An 18,830-nucleotide genomic window follows, 5' to 3' on the forward strand; every position below is an offset into this window, starting at 1 on the left:
AGTAAACCTCGCGTTATTAAGGTTTCGATCCATTCTCTCCCTTTTTGGCAGATTCCATGCTTTCCAGAAGAGCTTGTTCGGTTTCGGACTCCTCTTCCTCCGCTTTCTTCATCTTCTCCTGCTGTTCCTGCATTTTGGTGAAGGTGGCATAGAAATTAAAGAATGCGAACAATGCCATCAGGCAGAAAAGGAAGAACACGAACAGCACCGGCATCTGCGTGCCGATATACGCCAAGACAGCGCTTCCGATCAAAGTCGAAAATACGCGGAACGGACGAATCAATGTCAGCAGCACCGCATTTTTCAACAGCTGCGTCGTTTTCATCTCATAATGAACGGTCATGGAGAAGAAATTAAACAGGGAGACAAACAGCACAATAAGCAGCACGAGCATCACAATGCCGACAAGCTGGAAACCATCTAGCTGCGTCATATAAACCGTGTAATCCACGTACATAATCACGAACAGCAGCGTATAAAAAATGCCGCCGATCATGCTCTGCTTGTAATTTTCCTTATAACCCTTGAAAAACGTTTTAAATACGGACACGTCCGGATTGCCCATTACCCATTTGCGTACAACGGTAAATAAAGCCGCCGTAGCCGGAAACAAAACAAACGGTGATAATATCCCCAGAACCCAGTTCGACAGCAGCTGCTCATTATGCGCATCCGGTGTCTGAACGGCCATAAGGAATTTGGTTAGAACGATAAACAGGAAAGGCGATGTACAAATAACCCACAAGATGTTCGAAAAAGCAATACGGGTAATCCACTCGGTGAGCTTGTATAAGCCACCCATGGCTCCTTTCATTTCCAAATCCGTTTCCTCCTCACTCAAATCATGCATGTATCTATTAATATACCTTATTTTGTACATGCATTGCCAGAGCCTAATTTATACGATCCTGGGCGTTTATCCAATCCAGTGCCCCTGTTTCTCCATACGATATCACGTAATCCGTTCAACAAGCTTGATTTTCCAAATTTAAAGAGGAGGGATTATATATGTCTTGTGAAGGCGGCGGTTACGGCTACGGAAATAATGTTGGTATTGTGCTGGTTCTGTTCATTCTCCTTGTCATTATTCTCAGCACATTCTACATCTAATGTCTCTTTGAATCATTGAGTGAAACAGATCAGCTGGTATTGCTCTAAAACTGCGAGTTTAAAGGGGATGCACCCTGGGTGCATCTTCTTTAAACATGAATAAAAGACGAAGCGCGGCTCCACCTGGCGTGGGCAGCTGCTTCGTCTTTTATATTTGGTTTCTTCAGTCAGAAGAAATTACGCGTATATATTATTCGTCTCCGCTCCGGTTAGGACGACGCTCGCCGCCGCTGTAGGAGCGAGGTTTACGGTCACCGCTATTGTTGCGGTCACGGTTGTAGCCACCGCCCTCGCGGTTGCCATAACTGCTGCCGCCGCCATCACGGTTGTATCCGCCTTTGGAGTAGCCGCCACGGTTACCACCGCTGCCGCTGCCGCTGCCGCTGCCGCTGCCGCCACGGTTATATCCACCGCCGCTGCTGCGGCCGCCATAGCCACCGCTTGGCTTGCGACCACTGCGGATGTCCGGCTTCCGGCGTTTTGCACGGATTGGATCTTCAGGCGTCAGATGAATATCGGATCCTTCCTTCTTGTCTCCAGTCAGGATTTTCATTGCAGCTGCCAGCAATTGTACGGAATCGTATTGTTCCAGCAATTGAATGGCAAGACCTTTATACTCGGTCAATTCACCTTGCTCAATAATTTCAAGCACACGTTCAGCGATAATGCGCTGTTTACCTTCAATAGCTTCTGCGATCGTAGGCAAAGGTTTACGTGGAATACGGTGACGAGTCACACGCTCGATAAAGTACAGATGATCCATCTCACGAGGAGTTACGAAGGACCAAGCTGTACCTTCTTTACCCGCACGGCCTGTACGTCCGATACGGTGTACATAACTTTCCGGATCTTGCGGCAAGTCAAAGTTCACAACATGGGTAACGCCCGATACGTCGAGACCACGTGCAGCCACATCTGTCGCTACGAGAACATCAATGCTGCCGTCACGGAATTTACGCATAACGGTATCACGTTGATGCTGAGAAAGGTCACCATGGAGACCGTCTGCAGAGTAGCCGCGTTTTTGCAGGGCTTCTGCCAGTTCGTCTACCCGGCGCTTCGTGCGTCCGAATACAATCGCAAGCTCAGGCGATTCCATATCCAGAAGGCGGCTCAGCGCTTCAAACTTTTGACGCTCAGGAACTTCAATGTACGCTTGATCAATCAGAGGTGCACTAACGTGCTTTGGAATAACGGATACATGCTCAGGGTCTTTCAGGAACTGAGAAGCCAGTTTCTGAATGTTAGCCGGCATAGTTGCGGAGAACAGCAAGGTTTGACGTTCTTCAGGAACAAGCTTAAGGATCGACTGGATGTCTTCCATGAAGCCCATGTCCAGCATTTCATCCGCTTCATCCAATACAACAGTTTGGACATCATCAAGTCGGATGGTTTTTCTGTTGATGTGGTCAAGTAGTCGACCTGGTGTGCCGATAATGATTTGAGGCTTCTTTTTCAAAGCGCGGATCTGACGCCCGATATCCTGTCCACCATAAATTGCCAAGGAACGAATTCCTTTAAAGCGGGACAGTTTACCGATTTCTTCAGCAACCTGAATGGCTAGTTCACGGGTCGGTGTCATAATGAGAGCGACGATACGCTCCTCTTCCTTGGCGATTTTGTGGATAAGAGGAAGGCCGAATGCTGCTGTCTTACCAGTACCTGTCTGTGCTTGTCCAATCATGTCCTTGCCGGTTAGGGCAATCGGAATGGATTGGGATTGGATCGGTGTGGCTTCCTCAAAGCCAAGTTCGGTAATTGCTTGCAGCACGCGCGGCTCCAAGCCAAAATCTGCGAAATTTTTCAATAGGTTCATACTCCTTCTATCTGTGGACTTCCACTTTCTTCTCTGTATTCTTAAGTAGTGGTGACGTTTATAGGCTTTCCCGGCCAGCAGGATTTTCTGCACGAGGTGAACCGGTATATTTCTCTTATCACCAGCATGTTGACTGGTTAATGTATAATCATCCTGATAAGCTTGCAAAGTTATCAATGTAACGGACTACTCAAGAATATCCAATACATTATATCACAAAACATTTCTGGAATACCAGCAAGCTTAAAGAAGTCATAATAACCGGGAGGTGATTCCTATGTTGAAGCGTCTATGGACCTATTTCTCGATCGTGTTCGGCGGCATCATTATCGCCGGCGGATTCAATTTGTTTCTGATTCCCCATCACCTCCTCAGCGGAGGTGTTTCCGGTGTGGCCCTAATTATCGGCTACTTCACGCCGCTTAATATCAGTGTTATGTATTTTGTGCTCAATATCCCGATTCTTATCACCGGTTGGTTCAAGCTCGGCAAAAGGTTCGTTGGTCTCAGCGTTCTCTCAGTTATTGTGACTACCCTGTTCCTTGAGCTCATTCCGGTCACCCCGGTTGCAACCGACATGCTGTTGTCCTCGGTGTTCGGCGGCGTGCTTGTCGGATTCGGCACCGGCCTCTCCTTTCGGGTTGGCGGTTCCACCGGGGGCTTTGATATTATCGGCTCTCTCGTTACGAAATATCGGGACTTCCCCGTAGGAAGTGTACTCGTGACGCTGAACGCCATCGTCATTATGGCGGTTGCATATTTGGAAAACGACTGGAACCTCGCCCTTGCCTCCATGGCCTCCATCTATATTGCCGGAAAAATGGTCGATATGCTCCACGTCAGTCATATCAAGGTTACCGTCTTTATTGTCACGAACCAGACGGAAGCCCTGCTCGAGAAGCTGCTTAAGCGCCCCCGCGGCATAACCAAGATCAAAACCGAGGGGGCCTTCAGTCATAAAGAAAAGGATATGCTTATGACCGTCACGACACGATACGAGCTGGCTGAGCTAAAACAAATTATTACAGAGACAGATCCCCTGGCCTTTGTTAATATCGTTGAAACCACGGCTGTCATGGGTCAATTCCGCAAGAACTAAATATTTACCACCTGTCAGGGTAAGGTAAATTTGTGGTATAATATTTGTGCGCGGTTCCTACAATATTCATGAGATCTGTTTCCCGGGCATCGCTTTGGCCCAATTTTAATTGTTTTTCCGTTTTACAAAAGAACGTCCTGCCTAACCAATTTGGAAGGAAAGGGTGATTTTTATGGAAATGGAAACGGTAAAATTGTCACAAATCGTCATGAAGTGGTTCCCGGAAATGTTATCGTTCTTTAGACAGAACGAACTGAATTCCATGATCGTTCTTAGGGACGGGCTGAGTATTCTGGAGCAGGAGGACGCTCTTGAAATCATTCAGTTCAGCATTTGCGAGCATCAGAACCAAACGCCGCTTCATTAATTTTTATGCAACACTTGAATATCGCACGGCAAGTGCCGTTATTCTCCGGTAAAATTCACCGGTGAGTAACGGCATTTTTTTATGGATAAATGTAAATTCTATAAGCACGTCATTTCCCACCAGCAGATAAAGCTGCTGTAAACGCTATCCGCCTTCTTACGGGTATTAAATTCCGATGCTAGTCACTCCCCATGTTCACACATTGTTCACGACCACCGTCCACAAATGTCGATATTTAGCGTTTAAAACGCCCTTGACCCGTTTAATGAACTAAGTACGCTCACCCGCCGTTTCCAATTTATTGTCGATTGTAACAATCCTGTTCTTTTTATAGGCATCCGTTCCTTTATAATCATGATGTGAATGTACACAAGGGAGAGAGTAATTATGAATATCATCTTGGCTTTATTCATCTTGGCGTCCGCGGGCTTCGGCGGTTCCAGTCCGCAAGATAACGATCTTACCGCCAAACTTCAGGCATCGTTAAATACCGCCGTGATTCAGGGCATGCACCAAAAGAACAATCAAGGTCAGGGCCAATCCGGCATCAAGCCAAACACGAAGGAAATCGATCCGCAGGTTGACGCTCCCAAAGTCAAAGGCATTTATGTAACGGCTTATAGCGCAGGCGGCTCCAGAATGAATCAGCTCGTGGATCTTATGGACAAGACCGAACTCAATGCCATGGTCATTGACATCAAGGACGATGAAGGATACATAACGTACAAAACCGATAATCCGAAGCTGAAGGAACTCGGTAAATCCCAGCCTTTTATCAAAGATATCAAACAGCTGATGAAGCGGCTGGAGAAACACGATATTTATCCGATCGCCCGAGTTGTCGTGTTCAAGGATACCATTCTCGCCAAGAAAAACCCGGAGCTTTCCTTCCGTAAAGGAGACGGCAGCGTGTGGACCAATGGCGGGGGCGACAGCTTCGTTAACCCGTACAGCAAAGAAGTATGGGATTACAACATCGAGATCGCCAAGGAAGCCGCAAAACTCGGGTTCAAAGAAATCCAGTTTGATTATGTCCGTTTTCCGGAGGGATTCGAAAAACGTGCCGATTCCCTGAAGTATACCAAAACGGATCAATCGCGCGTGGACGTGGTATCCGATTTTGTGCAATATGCCCGGGAAGAACTAGCGCCGCTTGGTATACGCGTATCCGTTGACATCTTCGGATATGCCGCTTCGGTACCCGCGGCAGAAGGGATCGGCCAAGACTTCGTCAAAATTTCCAAAAACGTCGATATCATCAGTCCGATGGTATACCCAAGCCATTACACGGCAGGCTGGTTCGGCTCCCCCGTTCCGGACAAGGCTCCTTACCAGACCATCAAGGGATCCATGGAAGATACCCACAAGAAGCTCGAAGAGCTCGGAGAGCAGAAGCCGATCATCCGGCCATGGATTCAGGACTTTACCGCGAGCTGGCTCGGAAGCGGTAATTATGCCAAGTACGGCAAAAAGGAAATCGAAGCACAGATTCGCGCCCTCAAAGATACAAACGTCGATGAATATTTACTCTGGAATGCTTCCAACCGGTATACGGAAGGCGTCACTCATAAATAATTCAATTATCCATTCGGGTCGGCCATCAACAGGGCCGGCCCTTTCTGCGTTCAATGGATCGGAGAACTTACTTGACAGCAGATGCTATGATGATGGGTAGGGCTGGTTTACTCCTCAATCTGAAGAAATTGACGCACTCCGATTCAACGGTTGGTTGAGTTTTGGGTATCCGCTCAATAAGCCAGTTATTGTCCCCACCATAGCAGAACCCTACAATATGGGGGCACCGTCCGAAAAACTACAATAAGAAAGGCACATCGCACATGCAACCGACCACGACATCACGGGGAAAGCTGAAGCAATTCGCAATCATTCTTATCCCCATCTTAATTACGCAGCTAGCCTTGTCGGCCATTACTTTTTTCGACACCAACATGTCCGGAAAATTCAGCTCGGCCGACCTGGCAGGCGTAGCGATCGCGACAAGCATCTGGATCCCGGTCCAAACCGGCCTTAGCGGAATTCTGATGGGGATCACCCCCATCGTTTCGCAGCTCGTTGGCGGGCGACAGGAAAATAAAGTCGCTTACCAAGTGAACCAGGCGCTCTGGCTGTCCATCTTACTTGCCATCGTCGTCCTTGCGATCGGGTATGCCGTTGTTCCGAGCATTCTCGGAGCCATGAGCCTGGAGCCGGAAGTTCGGCGGATTGCCTCCCAGTTTCTGGCCGCAATCTCGATCGGCATCATTCCGCTGTTCGCTTACACCGTACTCCGCAGTTTTATTGATGCGCTCGGGCAAACTAAAATCTCCATGTTGATCACGCTGATTACCCTCCCGGTGAACATAGGCTTGAACGCGCTGTTCATTTATGGATTCTGGGGCTTTCCAAGAATGGGGGGGGTGGGCGCCGGCATCGCTTCCGCGATTACATACTGGACCGTGCTCATCATCGCCATCGTGATCATCCATAACAATCACCCGTTCTCTTCATTCGGCATCTTCAGGCAGCTTCAGGGTGTTTCATTGAGCGCATGGAAAAGCCTATTAAAAATCGGCGTGCCGATCGGGTTCTCTATCTTTCTGGAGACCGCCGTCTTCGCTGCGGTGACGCTGCTTATGAGCAGCTTTGATACGGCAACGATAGCCGCTCACCAAGCGGCCCTGAATTTCGCTACGACACTGTATATGCTGCCATTAAGCATATGCATGAGTCTGACCATCCTGGTAGGCTTCGAGGCCGGCTCGGGACGGATGAAGGATGCCTGGAAGTACGCTAAACTCGGCATCAGCACAGCCGTTATCCTGTCGCTGATCACGGCTGTCATCCTGTTTATGGCCGGCCGGCAGGTTGCCGGATTATATTCCAACGAGCCTGCCGTCGTGGCGCTGATCCAGCAGTTTCTGCTGTTCGCGATCTTCTTTCAGATCTCGGACGCGATTGCCACACCGACCCAAGGAGCGCTGCGGGGCTATAAAGACGTTAATGTCGCCTTCATGCTCGCTTTTCTGTCGTTTTGGGTGATTGGTCTGCCTGTAGGTTATGTGCTCGCCAACTACACCGATTGGCAAGCCTTCGGCTACTGGATCGGGTTAATCACGGGCCTTGCCGTCGGCGCTGCCCTGATGCTTATGCGTCTGGTCAAAGTTCAACGCAAGTTCGCACGCCAGGTACATGCTCCATCCCGATCCGCATCCTAACGTCAGTCGACGTACCTCTCTGAGAGGACCACCGTATTCTGCGGGAGTTTTTCTTGCAAAATATGGCTGGCAAGCCTCCGAGGATTGTACTTTCTTACCGCTACAAAAAGACCGTCTCCATGCAGAATGCGTTCTGCAATGGGAGACGGTCTTTTTGCTTCTCGTCAGAAATTAGGACGTGTCCTAATTTTATTGGGACAACCGCAATGCCAAGTCGTAAAGCTCACGGTTAAATTCTTTCTTCGTGTTAACGACCTTGTCAATATCCGTGAGGACCAGCTCGCCCTTGATGATGCCGCATCCTTTATCGGATTGGCCGTCAATCAGACTGCGAACCGCAAAATCGCCAAGACGGCTTGCCAGGTTGCGGTCAAACGGAGTCGGAGCTCCACCGCGCTGGATATGTCCGAGCACCGTTACCCGTGCATCGATCGAGGCATGGCACTCTTTAAGATCGCATACGATGTCCTCGCCGCGTCCGACGCCTTCCGCTACGATGATGATACTGTGACGCTTGCCTTTTGCGAAATTCTCGCGCAAACGGGTTGCCACTTCATCAAGGTTGTACTCCACTTCCGGCACCAGAATGGTCTCTGCGCCTGAAGCAAGGCCCGCATGGAGCGCAATGTCGCCGCAGTGGCGTCCCATAACCTCTACAACGGACGAGCGCGCATGGGAAGACATCGTGTCGCGCAATTTGTTAACGGCGTCTACAACGACACTCACGGCTGTATCAAAGCCGATTGTATAGTCCGTATAGGAAATATCGTTATCAATCGTGCCCGGAAGGCCCATTGTTTTGATTCCGAGTTTGCTGAGCTTGTTCGCCCCGTGGTAAGAGCCGTCCCCTCCGATAACGACCAAACCGTCGATGCCGTGCTGATTCAGAATGTCGGCACCCTTCTGCTGTCCTTCCGCCGTCTTGAACTCTTCACAGCGGGCGGAGCGAAGGATCGTGCCTCCGCGCTGGATAATATCCCCTACGCTGCGAAGATCCATTTTGACGATGTCGTTCTCCAGAAGTCCTTGGTAACCACGCTGAATTCCATATACTTCAAGACCATAATACAGACCGCTGCGCACAACGGCGCGAAGCGCCGCGTTCATCCCTTGGGAATCGCCACCACTTGTAAGAACTGCAATTTTTTTAACCTCTGCCATGTTTCTTTTCCTCCTTCAATGTCACTCATGCTTATGCTTGCGAATCCATCGGCTGTTGACGTAGAAAAAGATCCGGGTCATCGGACTCCTCTTCATCAAGCGCTTGGATACAGAGCGAACCAGTTGCTGCTCGCTGACTTTTGGATCGGATAAATATAACGCCAGTAACCCCTCAATGATCATACGATGAAAAGGGGTCGAGGGAATTGTTCTGACATCCTTCCGGGCCCACTCAACAATGGAAGCTATACGGTTCAGCATCGTATCGGCATCTTCGTAATAATTACAAAAGTTCAGATCGCCGCCCAGCCTGTCTTCGTCTTGATCAATAAGATAATCCAGCATAATGTGGAGACTGCATACATTCGGAAAATAAGACGCATGAATGGATGATGCATCCTCGTCATCCAGAAACGGATCGGTTGCAGCCAAGAATAGCATGAACACGCCCAAGGTTGATCCCGTTGCTGCCGCAAACTCGTTCCACCGCAGATGCGGTGTCCGGTGAGCATGCTGGGACCACCATTCAAGCAATGCCGCTTCCCTCTTATCCGGATGGATGTGCTTGTATACCTGCAAATCGGTATACAGCCCAGCCAAATCCCTTATGTAGGGCTTTGCCGCTTCATATCCTGATAATTGACCGATACAATCCCGGCATTTCTGCACAAGACGGAGGAGGTAACCTCCATCCTCCCTTTCGGTCCGGAGGGCGTAATAATCGGCCGGCTCAGTCTCAGGCGAAACGGCATCCAGCATCGACTGATGGAGCTGTCTGAAATCCGCTGGGTCCAGCGAAGTACTACGGTCACATAAATTATCGAGATAATCGCTAATTGTCTGGTAAGCTACAATCAATGGAATGAGAATATGCTTCTCCGGCAGATTGGCTGCGGCATACACCGCGCCGCCCTGGCAGTGAAATCTTTTGGTATCTATACTGGCCAGTGCCTGCTTTCGTAGCTCCTCATCCGGAATTTGCTCAGCCTCCCGGCGCCACTTCTCCAATTCGATCCGCACTTCCGGGAGTATGAATTTGTACACCCGGGTCATCAGCCCGACCGGACTGCGCGGAACCTTACGGCTTAGCTCTTGATTATTCAATGAACTCTGCCTCCACATGGTTGTCTTTTTATACCTATCCAAATCAAACCTATTATAATATGATCGTTCATTTTGCACAAATAACACAAATCATTGACGGCTATGGCAGTAAACCCGTCTTATAATCCATCTATCTCCATTCTGCGATATGTTATATACTAGTCGGAGCTGAATAACAGACACTGAACCTCACGACTACCGTTATCTGTGCCAGGTTCGTGAAAAGAACGGAGATCCCCAGCATGAAACTTCCCGCTACGCCCAGACCGGATCAGAACTGGCTGCGCGCCTTTATGTTCACGATATTTGGCACGACAGCCCTTGTCATTTCCTATTTTCCGCTGTATTTCAAAGAAATCGGCTTCAGCAGCGCCCAGATCGGTTATCTGTATGCCATCGGCCCGCTTATATCCATGTTCTCCAATATGATTTGGAGTTACACCAGCGACAAATACCGGACCATCAAACGCATCATGAACATTCTCATTATCGGGCAGCTTGTCACGATGCTTGTTTTGTGGCAGGTTGCAAGCTTCGGCGTAGTATTGATCACGATCAGTTTATTTTATTTTTTCTACTATCCGGTCTATCCCCTGGCGGATACGATGGCCATCCAAACGGCACAAAGGTACGGACGCAGCTTTACCGTTATTCGCGTATTCGGCTCACTCGGCTACGCGTTCTTCGCGCTTGCCATTGGATATGCCATCAGTGCCGCGGGTGCGTCGGCCACATTGGCTATCGGCATCGGCATCGGCGTGTTCACGCTGCTCTGCTCGTTTCTTCTTCGCGACGGAGTTGCTGCCAAGTCGGAGCCTGTCGAGCTGGCAGCCCTTCTCAAAATATTGCGTTCCAAAGAAATATTGTGGTTCTTCGGCTGCACCTTTTGTCTTGCCGTCGCCCACCGTATGAATGAAGCCTTTCTTACACTTACCTTATCCGAGCTGGGAGCGGGCGAAGGACTCATCGGCTGGTCCTTGATGGTCTCGGCTGCCAGCGAGATCCCGATTTTCTTTCTGCTGAGCAAGTATGGCGACAAGATGAAGGAGCTGCCGCTGCTGACTTTTGCAAGCCTGATGTTCGCGCTCCGTTTCCTGCTCATGGCCCTTGCAGCTGACCCGTTGTCCGTGCTTGCGGTTCAATCGCTTCACAGCATTACCTTCGGCGTGTTCTATGTAACCGCCGTGCGCTATATTACAAGGATCATTCCTTGGCAGTACCGCGCGACCGGCATGTCTCTATTCATTATCTTCTGGTCAAGCGTTTCAGGACTTCTCAGCGGAGCCTTCGGCGGTCTGCTGTTCGAAGCGGCGGGAAGACCGGCCTTCTACCAGCTCGCAGCCCTCCTGGCCTTTATCGCCGGTCTCGGGTTTCTTTACCGGCACCTTTTTGCCAAGCCGGAGGATATGAATGTCGGCGGAATCAGCACTTAGACTACCGTGTGGATTTGCCTTTTGGCTCATAAAATCAACAAGGCAAGTACGGACATGTATTCATCCGTACTTGCCTTTGCTTCCTGATGACGATGGCTTGACCCATCGGAATACAAAAAAGCACAGTTCTCTATGCCGAGAACTGTGCTTCATGCCTTGGTAATTCTATAAGATCTCCGTATTGGGAGCTAACTTACAGTTTTGTTACGTTGGCTGCTTGAGGACCACGGTTACCTTCAGTGATGTCGAACTCAACCGCTTGACCTTCTTCCAAACTCTTGAAGCCTTCTTCTTGAATTGCGGAGAAGTGTACGAATACATCCTCGCCACCTTCAACGGAAATGAAGCCGTAACCTTTTTCTGCGTTAAACCATTTAACTGTACCTTTCAAATGAACAACCTCCTAAAAATACCGCCATCTATGGCGAATATCCATATTATATCCCATGTTTTCTGACAATGCAATCCGTCAATTCGCCCTAAGGGGCTTTTTTCGAGCCACTGTTTAACAGAAGATTATTTGCTTTTACGCCCGCCTGTGCGTTATCATTTACCCAAAAGCCTAAGTAGCAAACGGAGAATGCATATGATCAAAAAACATGAAATATACAAAAAAGACAAGTGGAACATGATGACGGTTGAAGTTCAGGGCCGGTACATCGTTCTCCGCGAAATTTCTGACCAGTGGGGTGAAGAGACCCATACCTTTATGAGTCGTCCAGCCTTGATGCACTGGGCTCAAAACCGTTTTCCCAAAGCAGATTTTGAAGGCCGGGAAGATGAGTGGAGAGAAATGATGGCTGCTTTTAAGCAGGTGTAACGAATGGATTATACGAATATTGTCATCTTCATTATTCTCGCGTTCAGTCTCGGTGCCATCATGATCATGTACCGGGATAAGATACCGCCGGGACTGAGGAAGGGGATGGCCCTGATTGCCGTCGCCTTCATCTTGTTTGCCTTTTACCTTATTGTATACAGTTTCTTGAATCTGGGTTCCTCGTAAATTTATAGGATGAAAGTGGCGGGTACGCGGCATACTATCGCTCGGATGCTTCAATTCGAGGAGGTATGATGCCATGAGAGGCGCCAAGGTGCTCTGCATTACGATTGCAATCAGCCTGATCGCTCTATCGACTGCCCGCAACGAAGTCTTATCTGAAGGAACCCGGACTCCAACTAATACCTATCATTCAAGGAGGATTTCCATGGAACAATTGTTGAAACGCGCTGATGTCCCTAAAGAGCATCAATGGAAGCTTGAGGATTTATTCGCTGATCAGAAGGCATGGGATGCGAGCTTTGCGGAGCTGAAGAATTTGCTGAAACGCACGGACGATTACCAAGGCAAGTTAAACAACGCAGCTTCCATCAAGGAATGCTTCGAGCTCGAAGACGAAATCTCATATCATGCCGAACGTTTATACGTATATGCCCATATGCACCATGATGAGGATACAGCAAACCCTACATATCAAGCATTGACTGCCAAAGCCAAAAAACTGAACGTGGAAGCCGGTGAAGCCCTCTCCTTCATCACGCCTGAAATTCTGTCCCTGTCCGAAGCGGAACTGGATAAACTGATCGATGACCCTTCCCTCAAGGAATTCAAATTCACGCTGACCGAAATGAAACGGGAGAAAGCGCACGTTCTGTCCAAGACCGAAGAAGCGCTGCTGGCTCAAGTCGGCAACCTCTCCTCTGCGCCGCAGACCATTTTCGGCATGCTCAACAATGCGGACATGAAATTCCCGAAAATCAAAAATGAGGACGGCAAGGACGTCGAGCTCACGCACGGCAACTATATTCAATTTCTGGAAAGCCCGAACCGCGAAGTTCGCGAGCGTGCTTTCAAAGCTGTATACGAAACCTACGGCAAGCAGAAAAACACGATTGCAGCTACGCTGAGTGCCAATGTAAACAAAAATATTTTCTATTCCCGTGTGCGCAAGTACCCTTCCGTTCTGGAAATGGCGCTCTATGGCGATAACATTCCGAAGGAAGTCTACACCAACCTGATCGACACGATTCACGAGAGCCTGCCTCTCCTCCACCGCTACATGGAGCTCCGCAAGAAGCTGCTGGGCGTGGATGAGCTTCACATGTACGATTTGTTCGCACCGCTCGTAGAAGAGTACAAGTGGGATATCACTTACGAAGAAGCGAAACAAATGACCAAGGAAGGCCTGACGCCGCTTGGCGAAGATTATCTGAGCAGCCTGCAAGCGGGATACGACAACGGCTGGATCGATGTATACGAGAACGAGAACAAACGGACTGGCGCATACAGCTGGGGCGCTTACGGCACCCACCCATATGTGCTGCTGAACCATAAAGATAACCTGAACAGCATGTTTACCCTTGCACATGAGATGGGTCATGCGCTTCACTCTTACTATTCGGACAACGCTCTGAAATACCGTGACGCCCAGTACACCATCTTCCTGGCTGAAGTGGCATCTACCACGAACGAAGCGCTGCTGATGGATTACCTGCTGAAAAACGCCAAGGATCCGAAGCAGAAAATGTACCTGCTCACCTACTATGCCGATCAATTCCGGACCACGGTATTCCGTCAAACGATGTTTGCCGAGTTCGAGAAGATTGTGCATGAACGCGCGGAGAGCGGCGAATCCCTGACTCCTCAGGATCTATCCGACATCTATTATGAGCTGAACGTGAAATATCACGGCAAAGGCATGCAGGTAGACAAGGAGATCGGAATGGAATGGGCCCGGATTCCTCATTTCTACAACAGCTTCTATGTATACAAATATGCGACCGGCTTCTCGGCTGCGACCAGCTTCTCCAAGCAAATCCTGGAGGAAGGCCAGCCTGCCGTTGACCGTTACCTCGGCTTCCTGAAGAGCGGCGGCAGCGATTACTCCATTAACATTCTCAAGAAAGCCGGCGTGGATATGTCCTCACCGGAGCCGATTCGTGAGGCGATGAGCGTGTTTGAAGACATCATCAGCCAAATGGAGCAATTGACGAAATAAACGGCCTCTATTGCAGGATAAGCGAATCTCAATTGACCAGTGGAATAAAATCCCTTGCCCTTTACAGGCAAGGGATTTTATACTGTTTGGAGGAAGGAGGTGTTCCCCATGAAAATTCAATGGTCGCTAATCGCAGCCTTATTGTTTGCCCTGATAACGGCTGTGTTCGCCGTCATCAATGTCAATCCGGTCGCAGTGAATCTATTATTCGGCACAGTCAATGTACCGCTGATTCTGCTGATTATCGGGTGCTCGCTGATCGGGGGACTCATTGTCGGCACGTTTGGCATTTACCGTCAATATCAAATGCAGAAGGAGATCCGTTCGTTAGCCGAGGAACTTATACATATCCGTGAAGTAACGGGATACACCCCTGAAGTACAAGCTGCGGAAGAGGAAAGCAAGAAAAAACAGAAGGACGCCCCCGCTGAATAAGGGAAGGCTGTTCGATTGAACCAAGGAGGCTGAACAATTAGTGGCAATACAACCGAATGAAACTTATGTGCTGGACCTGCTAAAAGAACTGCTCGATACACCGAGCCCAACCGGATATACCCATGACATCATGAAGCGGATCGAACAGGAAGCCGCAACGCTTGATGTTTCGCTCGAATGGAATGAAAAAGGCGGCGCCATTCTGTCCGTTCCCGGACAAGACGGCAGCCGTACGGTCGGTCTGAGCGCCCATGTGGACACGCTTGGCGCGATGGTTCGTGCCGTGAAATCAGAGGGCACGCTCCGTCTTACCTCCGTTGGCGGATACATGATGAACAGCATTGAGAATGAATACTGCATCATCCATACCCGCAGCGGCAAGAAATATACGGGCACTATCCTGTCCACGCATCCTTCCGTCCACGTATACAGCGATGCACGCGATTTCAAGCGCCAGGAAGCCCATATGGAGGTCCGAATCGACGAACTGGTGGAGTCGGCCGATGATGTGAAGAAACTCGGCATCGGGGTTGGAGATTTTGTTTCCTTTGATGCCCGTGCGGTCATTACGCCAAGCGGTTACATCAAATCGCGCCATCTGGATGACAAAGCCAGCGTCGCTGCCCTCTTCGGCTTGCTCGAAAGCATGAAACGGGATAACTGGAAACCTAAACACAATGTAAAGCTTCTCATCTCGAACTATGAAGAAGTGGGACATGGTGCAGCTTACATTCCTGCCGACATCAATGAGATGATTGCGGTCGATATGGGCTGCATCGGCGATGACCTGAGCTGCAAGGAAACCGATGTATCCATCTGCGCGAAGGATTCATCCGGTCCCTATGACTATGACATGACCAGCCGTTTGATCCAGCTGGCCGAAAGCGAAGGCATTGCCTATGCGGTGGATGTCTACCCTCATTACGGCTCTGACGCTTCTGCAGCACTTTCCGCGGGCAGCAACATCAAGGCCGCGCTGATCGGTCCCGGTGTCCATGCATCCCATGCGATGGAAAGAACGCACAAACAAGCCGTTCTTAACACCGTAAAGCTGCTGGCAGCCTACGTTAGATGAATCATTCATAAACAGCGTCTGTCGATGTATTTTCACAGAAGACCGTCAGCGTTCAGAGGATGTTGTTCTTACGATGATCTAAATGTTCAGCTTCGCTGAAACCTTATACTAACAAAGGGGCGTCCCGCCAAGGCATTATGCCTGGGGACGCCCCTTTATGATTATGGATCGCGTGAATCCTTACGATTTCTTGCTCTGTTCAATCTTCTCCGCCAGCTCGTTCAAATAGGTCCAGCGCTCCATCAGATGCTCCAGCTCACGCTCCGTTTCCTCCTGAGCCTTCATCAGCTCCTGAAGCCTGGCTGCGTCGCTGCCTGCGGTCTCCATCTCGGATTGAATCGAAGCCAGCTTGCTCTCGGTATCCTCGATGAGCCCGTCAATCTGCTCAAACTCCCGCTGTTCTTTGTAACTGAATTTCAAGCGCTCACGCGGCGCTTCTTTGGCAGGACTGTTGTCCGAACCTCCATTGCCCCCCGAAGCAGATTTGGAAATGGATGCTTCCGCCTTGCTCCCGGCAGTTTCACCGCCGTGACGCTGCATCCATTCCGCATATTCGCTGTAAGAGCCGACATGAACACGAATCTGACCGTCGCCCTCAAAGGCCATAATCTTGTCCACCGTTCGATCTAGGAAAAAGCGATCATGGGATACCACGATACAGACGCCCGGGAACTCATCCAAATACTGCTCCAGGACGGACAATGTCTGAATGTCCAAATCATTGGTCGGTTCATCGAGCAGCAGCACATTCGGTGCGCTCATCAGCACCCGCAGCAGATACAAGCGGCGCTTCTCGCCTCCGGACAGCTTCGCAATCGGCGTCCACTGCAGCGCGGGCGGGAACAGGAAGCGTTCCAGCATCTGGGCCGCGGTAATCGCCGAGCCGTCCGCCGTGCGGACAACCTCTGCCTCATCCTTGATATACTCAATCACGCGCTGACTGCCGTCCATCTCCTGATGCTCCTGCGTGAAATAACCGAGCTTGACCGTCGGTCCGAGCACGACTTCCCCGCCATCCGGCTGAATCCGCCCGGCAATCAGATTGAGGAGCGTGGATTTGCCGCTGCCGTTAGGGCCTACGATACCAATCCGATCCTCGGGAACCGCGATGTAGGAAAGGTCCTGAATTAACGTTTTGTCGTCGATCTTCTTCCGGAGACCTTCGATCTCCAGGATTTTACGTCCCAAGCGGGTGGAAGCGACCGAGACGTCCAGCTCACCGGAGCTGTGTACCATCTCCTGATCCTTGAGTTTCTCGAAGCGCTCAATTCTCGCCTTCTGCTTGGTCGTACGGGCCTTGGCACCTCTGCGAATCCAGGCAAGCTCGCTCCGCAGTAAATTCTGGCGCTTTTGCTCGGAAGCGGCCTCACGCTCCTCCCGTTCTGCCTTCAGCTCCAGAAAACGGCTGTAGTTCGCCTCATATCGGAACAGCCGTCCGTGATCCAGTTCCAGCATAACATTGGCTACCCGGTCCAGAAAATACCGGTCATGCGTAATCATGAGCAGCGCACCGCGCCGCTTCTGCAAATACTGCTCCAGCCAGGCAACTGATTCATTGTCAATGTGGTTGGTCGGCTCGTCCAAAATGAGCAAGTCGGAAGGCTGAATCAAAGCAGCGGCTAATGCCACCCGCTTACGCTGGCCGCCCGACAGCGTCCCCATCTTCGCTTCATAATTCCGAATCCCCAGCTTGGACAGGATGGTTTTCGCATCGCTTTCAAGCTGCCACGCCTGCAGCGTATCCAGCGTCTGATTGAGTTTCAGCAGTTTCTGCTGGAGCTCCTCATGACTTGGATGCAGCTCCAGCAGCTCCATCGTTTCGGTGTATTCCCGCACTGCCTTCATCTCCGGAAGATCGCCCTCAAACACTTGCTGCAGGACGGTTTTGTCCGGATCAAACTCCGGATTCTGCGCCAGGTAACGCACCCGGATGCGATTGCCCATCGATATTTTACCGGAGTCGGGCGGCTCGAGCCCCGCGATGACGCGCAGAAATGTGGATTTCCCCGTGCCATTCACGCCGATAATGCCGATTTTATCCTGATCCTCCATTCCGAAGGATGCATCTTGAAACAGAATTTTGTCTCCATAGCTTTTTGTTACCTGTTCGACGGTCAAAATATTCATTGTTATGATCCCTACTTACATCTATAGATTTCGTTGATCGTTTTGTTTCATCGGTAAGATGGATACATTATAACGCAATCAGCACGGCAATCCCATAAGCTACCGCTCCGCCGAGAAGTGAACTGACCAGATTGACTGCATCGTTGGACATCCACGCAGCGCCGCGCGTACGCACGGTATCTTCACCACAATGATGCGACAATTCCACCGATTTGCCGCACACACGGCAGCGATACATCACTTGTAATGTCGCTCCGAGGTACGAATCGGCGAAAGCTCCAACCAATCCGCCGGCGAGGGCTGCCAGGACATACGGCAATAGCTCTGCATCCATGCCGCTCCATCCGGCAAGCAGCCATCCGCCTGCCCCAATCAGTATGCTCCCTGCCGTTGCAGCCGTGGAGCCGACCCAGGACACGCCGCCGGATTCCCCGGCGGTCAGTACCTTGCCGTTCAGCACGGAACGCGGGGGCTTCCGGCTAAGGCTGCCTAACTCCGTGGCCCAGGTATCCGCCGTTACCGTAGACATAACGCCTATAAACAGGAATACCCACAGATCGGACGGAATCCATACGTTTAACAGACACAGCACCATGCCGATGCCGCCATTGGCGAATACCTGGCCCGCATCCCGACGCCCTGTCTTGGCATAGGATTTCTCCAGGTCTGCCTTCCGCTGCTTCCCGTACCGGGATAGCAGTGTGGATGTAATGAAAAAAAGAAGCAGGGTTCCGAACCAAAACACGTTCCCTGCTCCGTAATATATGGTACCCATCAGAATAGCGGCTGCGGCTCCGGATTCCGATAGTGATCGTTTCCTGTACGCGGCTCCTGCCACGATTAGGGCACCTGCCGCTCCGATCAGCCAATCCATCTGTGACCCCTCCCA

Annotated in this window: 18 protein-coding genes; 11 read left to right on the plus strand and 7 right to left on the minus strand. The window is 50.4% G+C overall.

The genetic code is table 11. The features are described 5' to 3' along the window. Positions 1-16: 16 nt before the first annotated feature. Positions 17-820, minus strand: coding sequence for a YesL family protein (locus tag ACQKPA_RS04230; protein ID WP_113060342.1), 804 nt, complete (start codon positions 818-820; stop codon positions 17-19). A gap of 188 nt (positions 821-1,008) precedes the next feature. On the opposite strand from ACQKPA_RS04230, the gene ACQKPA_RS04235 reads away from it, so the two are divergent. Continuing rightward, complete coding sequence (locus ACQKPA_RS04235) at positions 1,009-1,110, plus strand: hypothetical protein (protein ID WP_015736696.1); 102 nt, start codon at positions 1,009-1,011, stop codon at positions 1,108-1,110. Positions 1,111-1,300: 190 nt separating this feature from the next. On the opposite strand, the gene ACQKPA_RS04240 is transcribed toward ACQKPA_RS04235, so the two are convergent. After that, on the minus strand, positions 1,301-2,917 hold the full coding sequence (locus tag ACQKPA_RS04240) for a DEAD/DEAH box helicase (protein ID WP_427489642.1): 1,617 nt from the start codon (positions 2,915-2,917) through the stop codon (positions 1,301-1,303). Between the two features lie 286 nt (positions 2,918-3,203). Between ACQKPA_RS04240 and ACQKPA_RS04245 the strand changes: the two genes are divergently transcribed. The 4 genes from ACQKPA_RS04245 to ACQKPA_RS04260 all read left to right on the plus strand — a co-directional run bounded on the left by ACQKPA_RS04245 (position 3,204) and on the right by ACQKPA_RS04260 (position 7,607). Next, positions 3,204-4,025: a YitT family protein gene (locus tag ACQKPA_RS04245; RefSeq protein ID WP_071223109.1), complete on the plus strand. Its 822-nt coding sequence runs from the start codon at positions 3,204-3,206 to the stop codon at positions 4,023-4,025. 172 nt (positions 4,026-4,197) lie between these two features. Beyond that, a complete protein-coding gene (locus tag ACQKPA_RS04250; RefSeq protein ID WP_071223110.1) occupies positions 4,198-4,392 on the plus strand; it encodes a hypothetical protein in 195 nt (64 codons plus the stop codon). Between the two features lie 387 nt (positions 4,393-4,779). Further along, a complete protein-coding gene (locus tag ACQKPA_RS04255; protein ID WP_427489646.1) occupies positions 4,780-5,967 on the plus strand; it encodes a putative glycoside hydrolase in 1,188 nt (395 codons plus the stop codon). Positions 5,968-6,230: 263 nt separating this feature from the next. Continuing rightward, positions 6,231-7,607 carry an MATE family efflux transporter gene (locus tag ACQKPA_RS04260; RefSeq protein WP_427489648.1) on the plus strand — a complete coding sequence of 459 codons (1,377 nt, stop codon included), beginning with the start codon at positions 6,231-6,233 and terminating at the stop codon, positions 7,605-7,607. A 189-nt stretch (positions 7,608-7,796) separates the two neighbouring features. Here the strand turns inward: ACQKPA_RS04260 and pfkA are convergent, their stop codons facing one another. Then, positions 7,797-8,768, minus strand: coding sequence for a 6-phosphofructokinase (gene pfkA / locus ACQKPA_RS04265; RefSeq protein ID WP_113060346.1), 972 nt, complete (start codon positions 8,766-8,768; stop codon positions 7,797-7,799). A gap of 21 nt (positions 8,769-8,789) precedes the next feature. Further along, the gene (locus tag ACQKPA_RS04270) at positions 8,790-9,872 is read right to left on the minus strand and encodes a tetraprenyl-beta-curcumene synthase family protein (RefSeq protein WP_427489651.1); all 1,083 of its coding nucleotides are present in this window, start codon (positions 9,870-9,872) and stop codon (positions 8,790-8,792) included. Between the two features lie 242 nt (positions 9,873-10,114). Between ACQKPA_RS04270 and ACQKPA_RS04275 the strand changes: the two genes are divergently transcribed. After that, a complete protein-coding gene (locus tag ACQKPA_RS04275) occupies positions 10,115-11,305 on the plus strand; it encodes an MFS transporter (protein WP_427489653.1) in 1,191 nt (396 codons plus the stop codon). 193 nt (positions 11,306-11,498) lie between these two features. Here the strand turns inward: ACQKPA_RS04275 and ACQKPA_RS04280 are convergent, their stop codons facing one another. Beyond that, entirely contained in the window at positions 11,499-11,696 is a 198-nt protein-coding gene (locus ACQKPA_RS04280; protein WP_006211711.1) for a cold shock domain-containing protein, read from the minus strand. 195 nt (positions 11,697-11,891) lie between these two features. On the opposite strand from ACQKPA_RS04280, the gene ACQKPA_RS04285 reads away from it, so the two are divergent. The 5 genes from ACQKPA_RS04285 to ACQKPA_RS04305 all read left to right on the plus strand — a co-directional run bounded on the left by ACQKPA_RS04285 (position 11,892) and on the right by ACQKPA_RS04305 (position 15,814). Beyond that, a complete protein-coding gene (locus ACQKPA_RS04285) occupies positions 11,892-12,125 on the plus strand; it encodes a hypothetical protein (RefSeq protein ID WP_076325724.1) in 234 nt (77 codons plus the stop codon). 3 nt (positions 12,126-12,128) lie between these two features. After that, entirely contained in the window at positions 12,129-12,311 is a 183-nt protein-coding gene (locus ACQKPA_RS04290) for a hypothetical protein (protein WP_071223115.1), read from the plus strand. Between the two features lie 202 nt (positions 12,312-12,513). Beyond that, a complete protein-coding gene (pepF, locus tag ACQKPA_RS04295; protein WP_427490268.1) occupies positions 12,514-14,304 on the plus strand; it encodes an oligoendopeptidase F in 1,791 nt (596 codons plus the stop codon). 108 nt (positions 14,305-14,412) lie between these two features. Further along, the gene (locus ACQKPA_RS04300) at positions 14,413-14,739 is read left to right on the plus strand and encodes a LapA family protein (RefSeq protein WP_427489655.1); all 327 of its coding nucleotides are present in this window, start codon (positions 14,413-14,415) and stop codon (positions 14,737-14,739) included. A 40-nt stretch (positions 14,740-14,779) separates the two neighbouring features. Next, complete coding sequence (locus ACQKPA_RS04305) at positions 14,780-15,814, plus strand: M42 family metallopeptidase (protein ID WP_427489657.1); 1,035 nt, start codon at positions 14,780-14,782, stop codon at positions 15,812-15,814. Between the two features lie 180 nt (positions 15,815-15,994). On the opposite strand, the gene taeA is transcribed toward ACQKPA_RS04305, so the two are convergent. Together taeA and ACQKPA_RS04315 are read right to left on the minus strand one after the other, a co-directional pair. Further along, positions 15,995-17,941: an ABC-F type ribosomal protection protein TaeA gene (taeA, locus tag ACQKPA_RS04310; RefSeq protein WP_427489659.1), complete on the minus strand. Its 1,947-nt coding sequence runs from the start codon at positions 17,939-17,941 to the stop codon at positions 15,995-15,997. A 67-nt stretch (positions 17,942-18,008) separates the two neighbouring features. After that, complete coding sequence (locus ACQKPA_RS04315; RefSeq protein WP_427489661.1) at positions 18,009-18,815, minus strand: DUF92 domain-containing protein; 807 nt, start codon at positions 18,813-18,815, stop codon at positions 18,009-18,011. Positions 18,816-18,830 lie beyond the last annotated feature (15 nt).

The sequence above is a fragment of the Paenibacillus sp. NPDC093718 genome (assembly GCF_050279985.1).
Taxonomy (GTDB): Bacteria; Bacillota; Bacilli; order Paenibacillales; family Paenibacillaceae; genus Paenibacillus_AQ.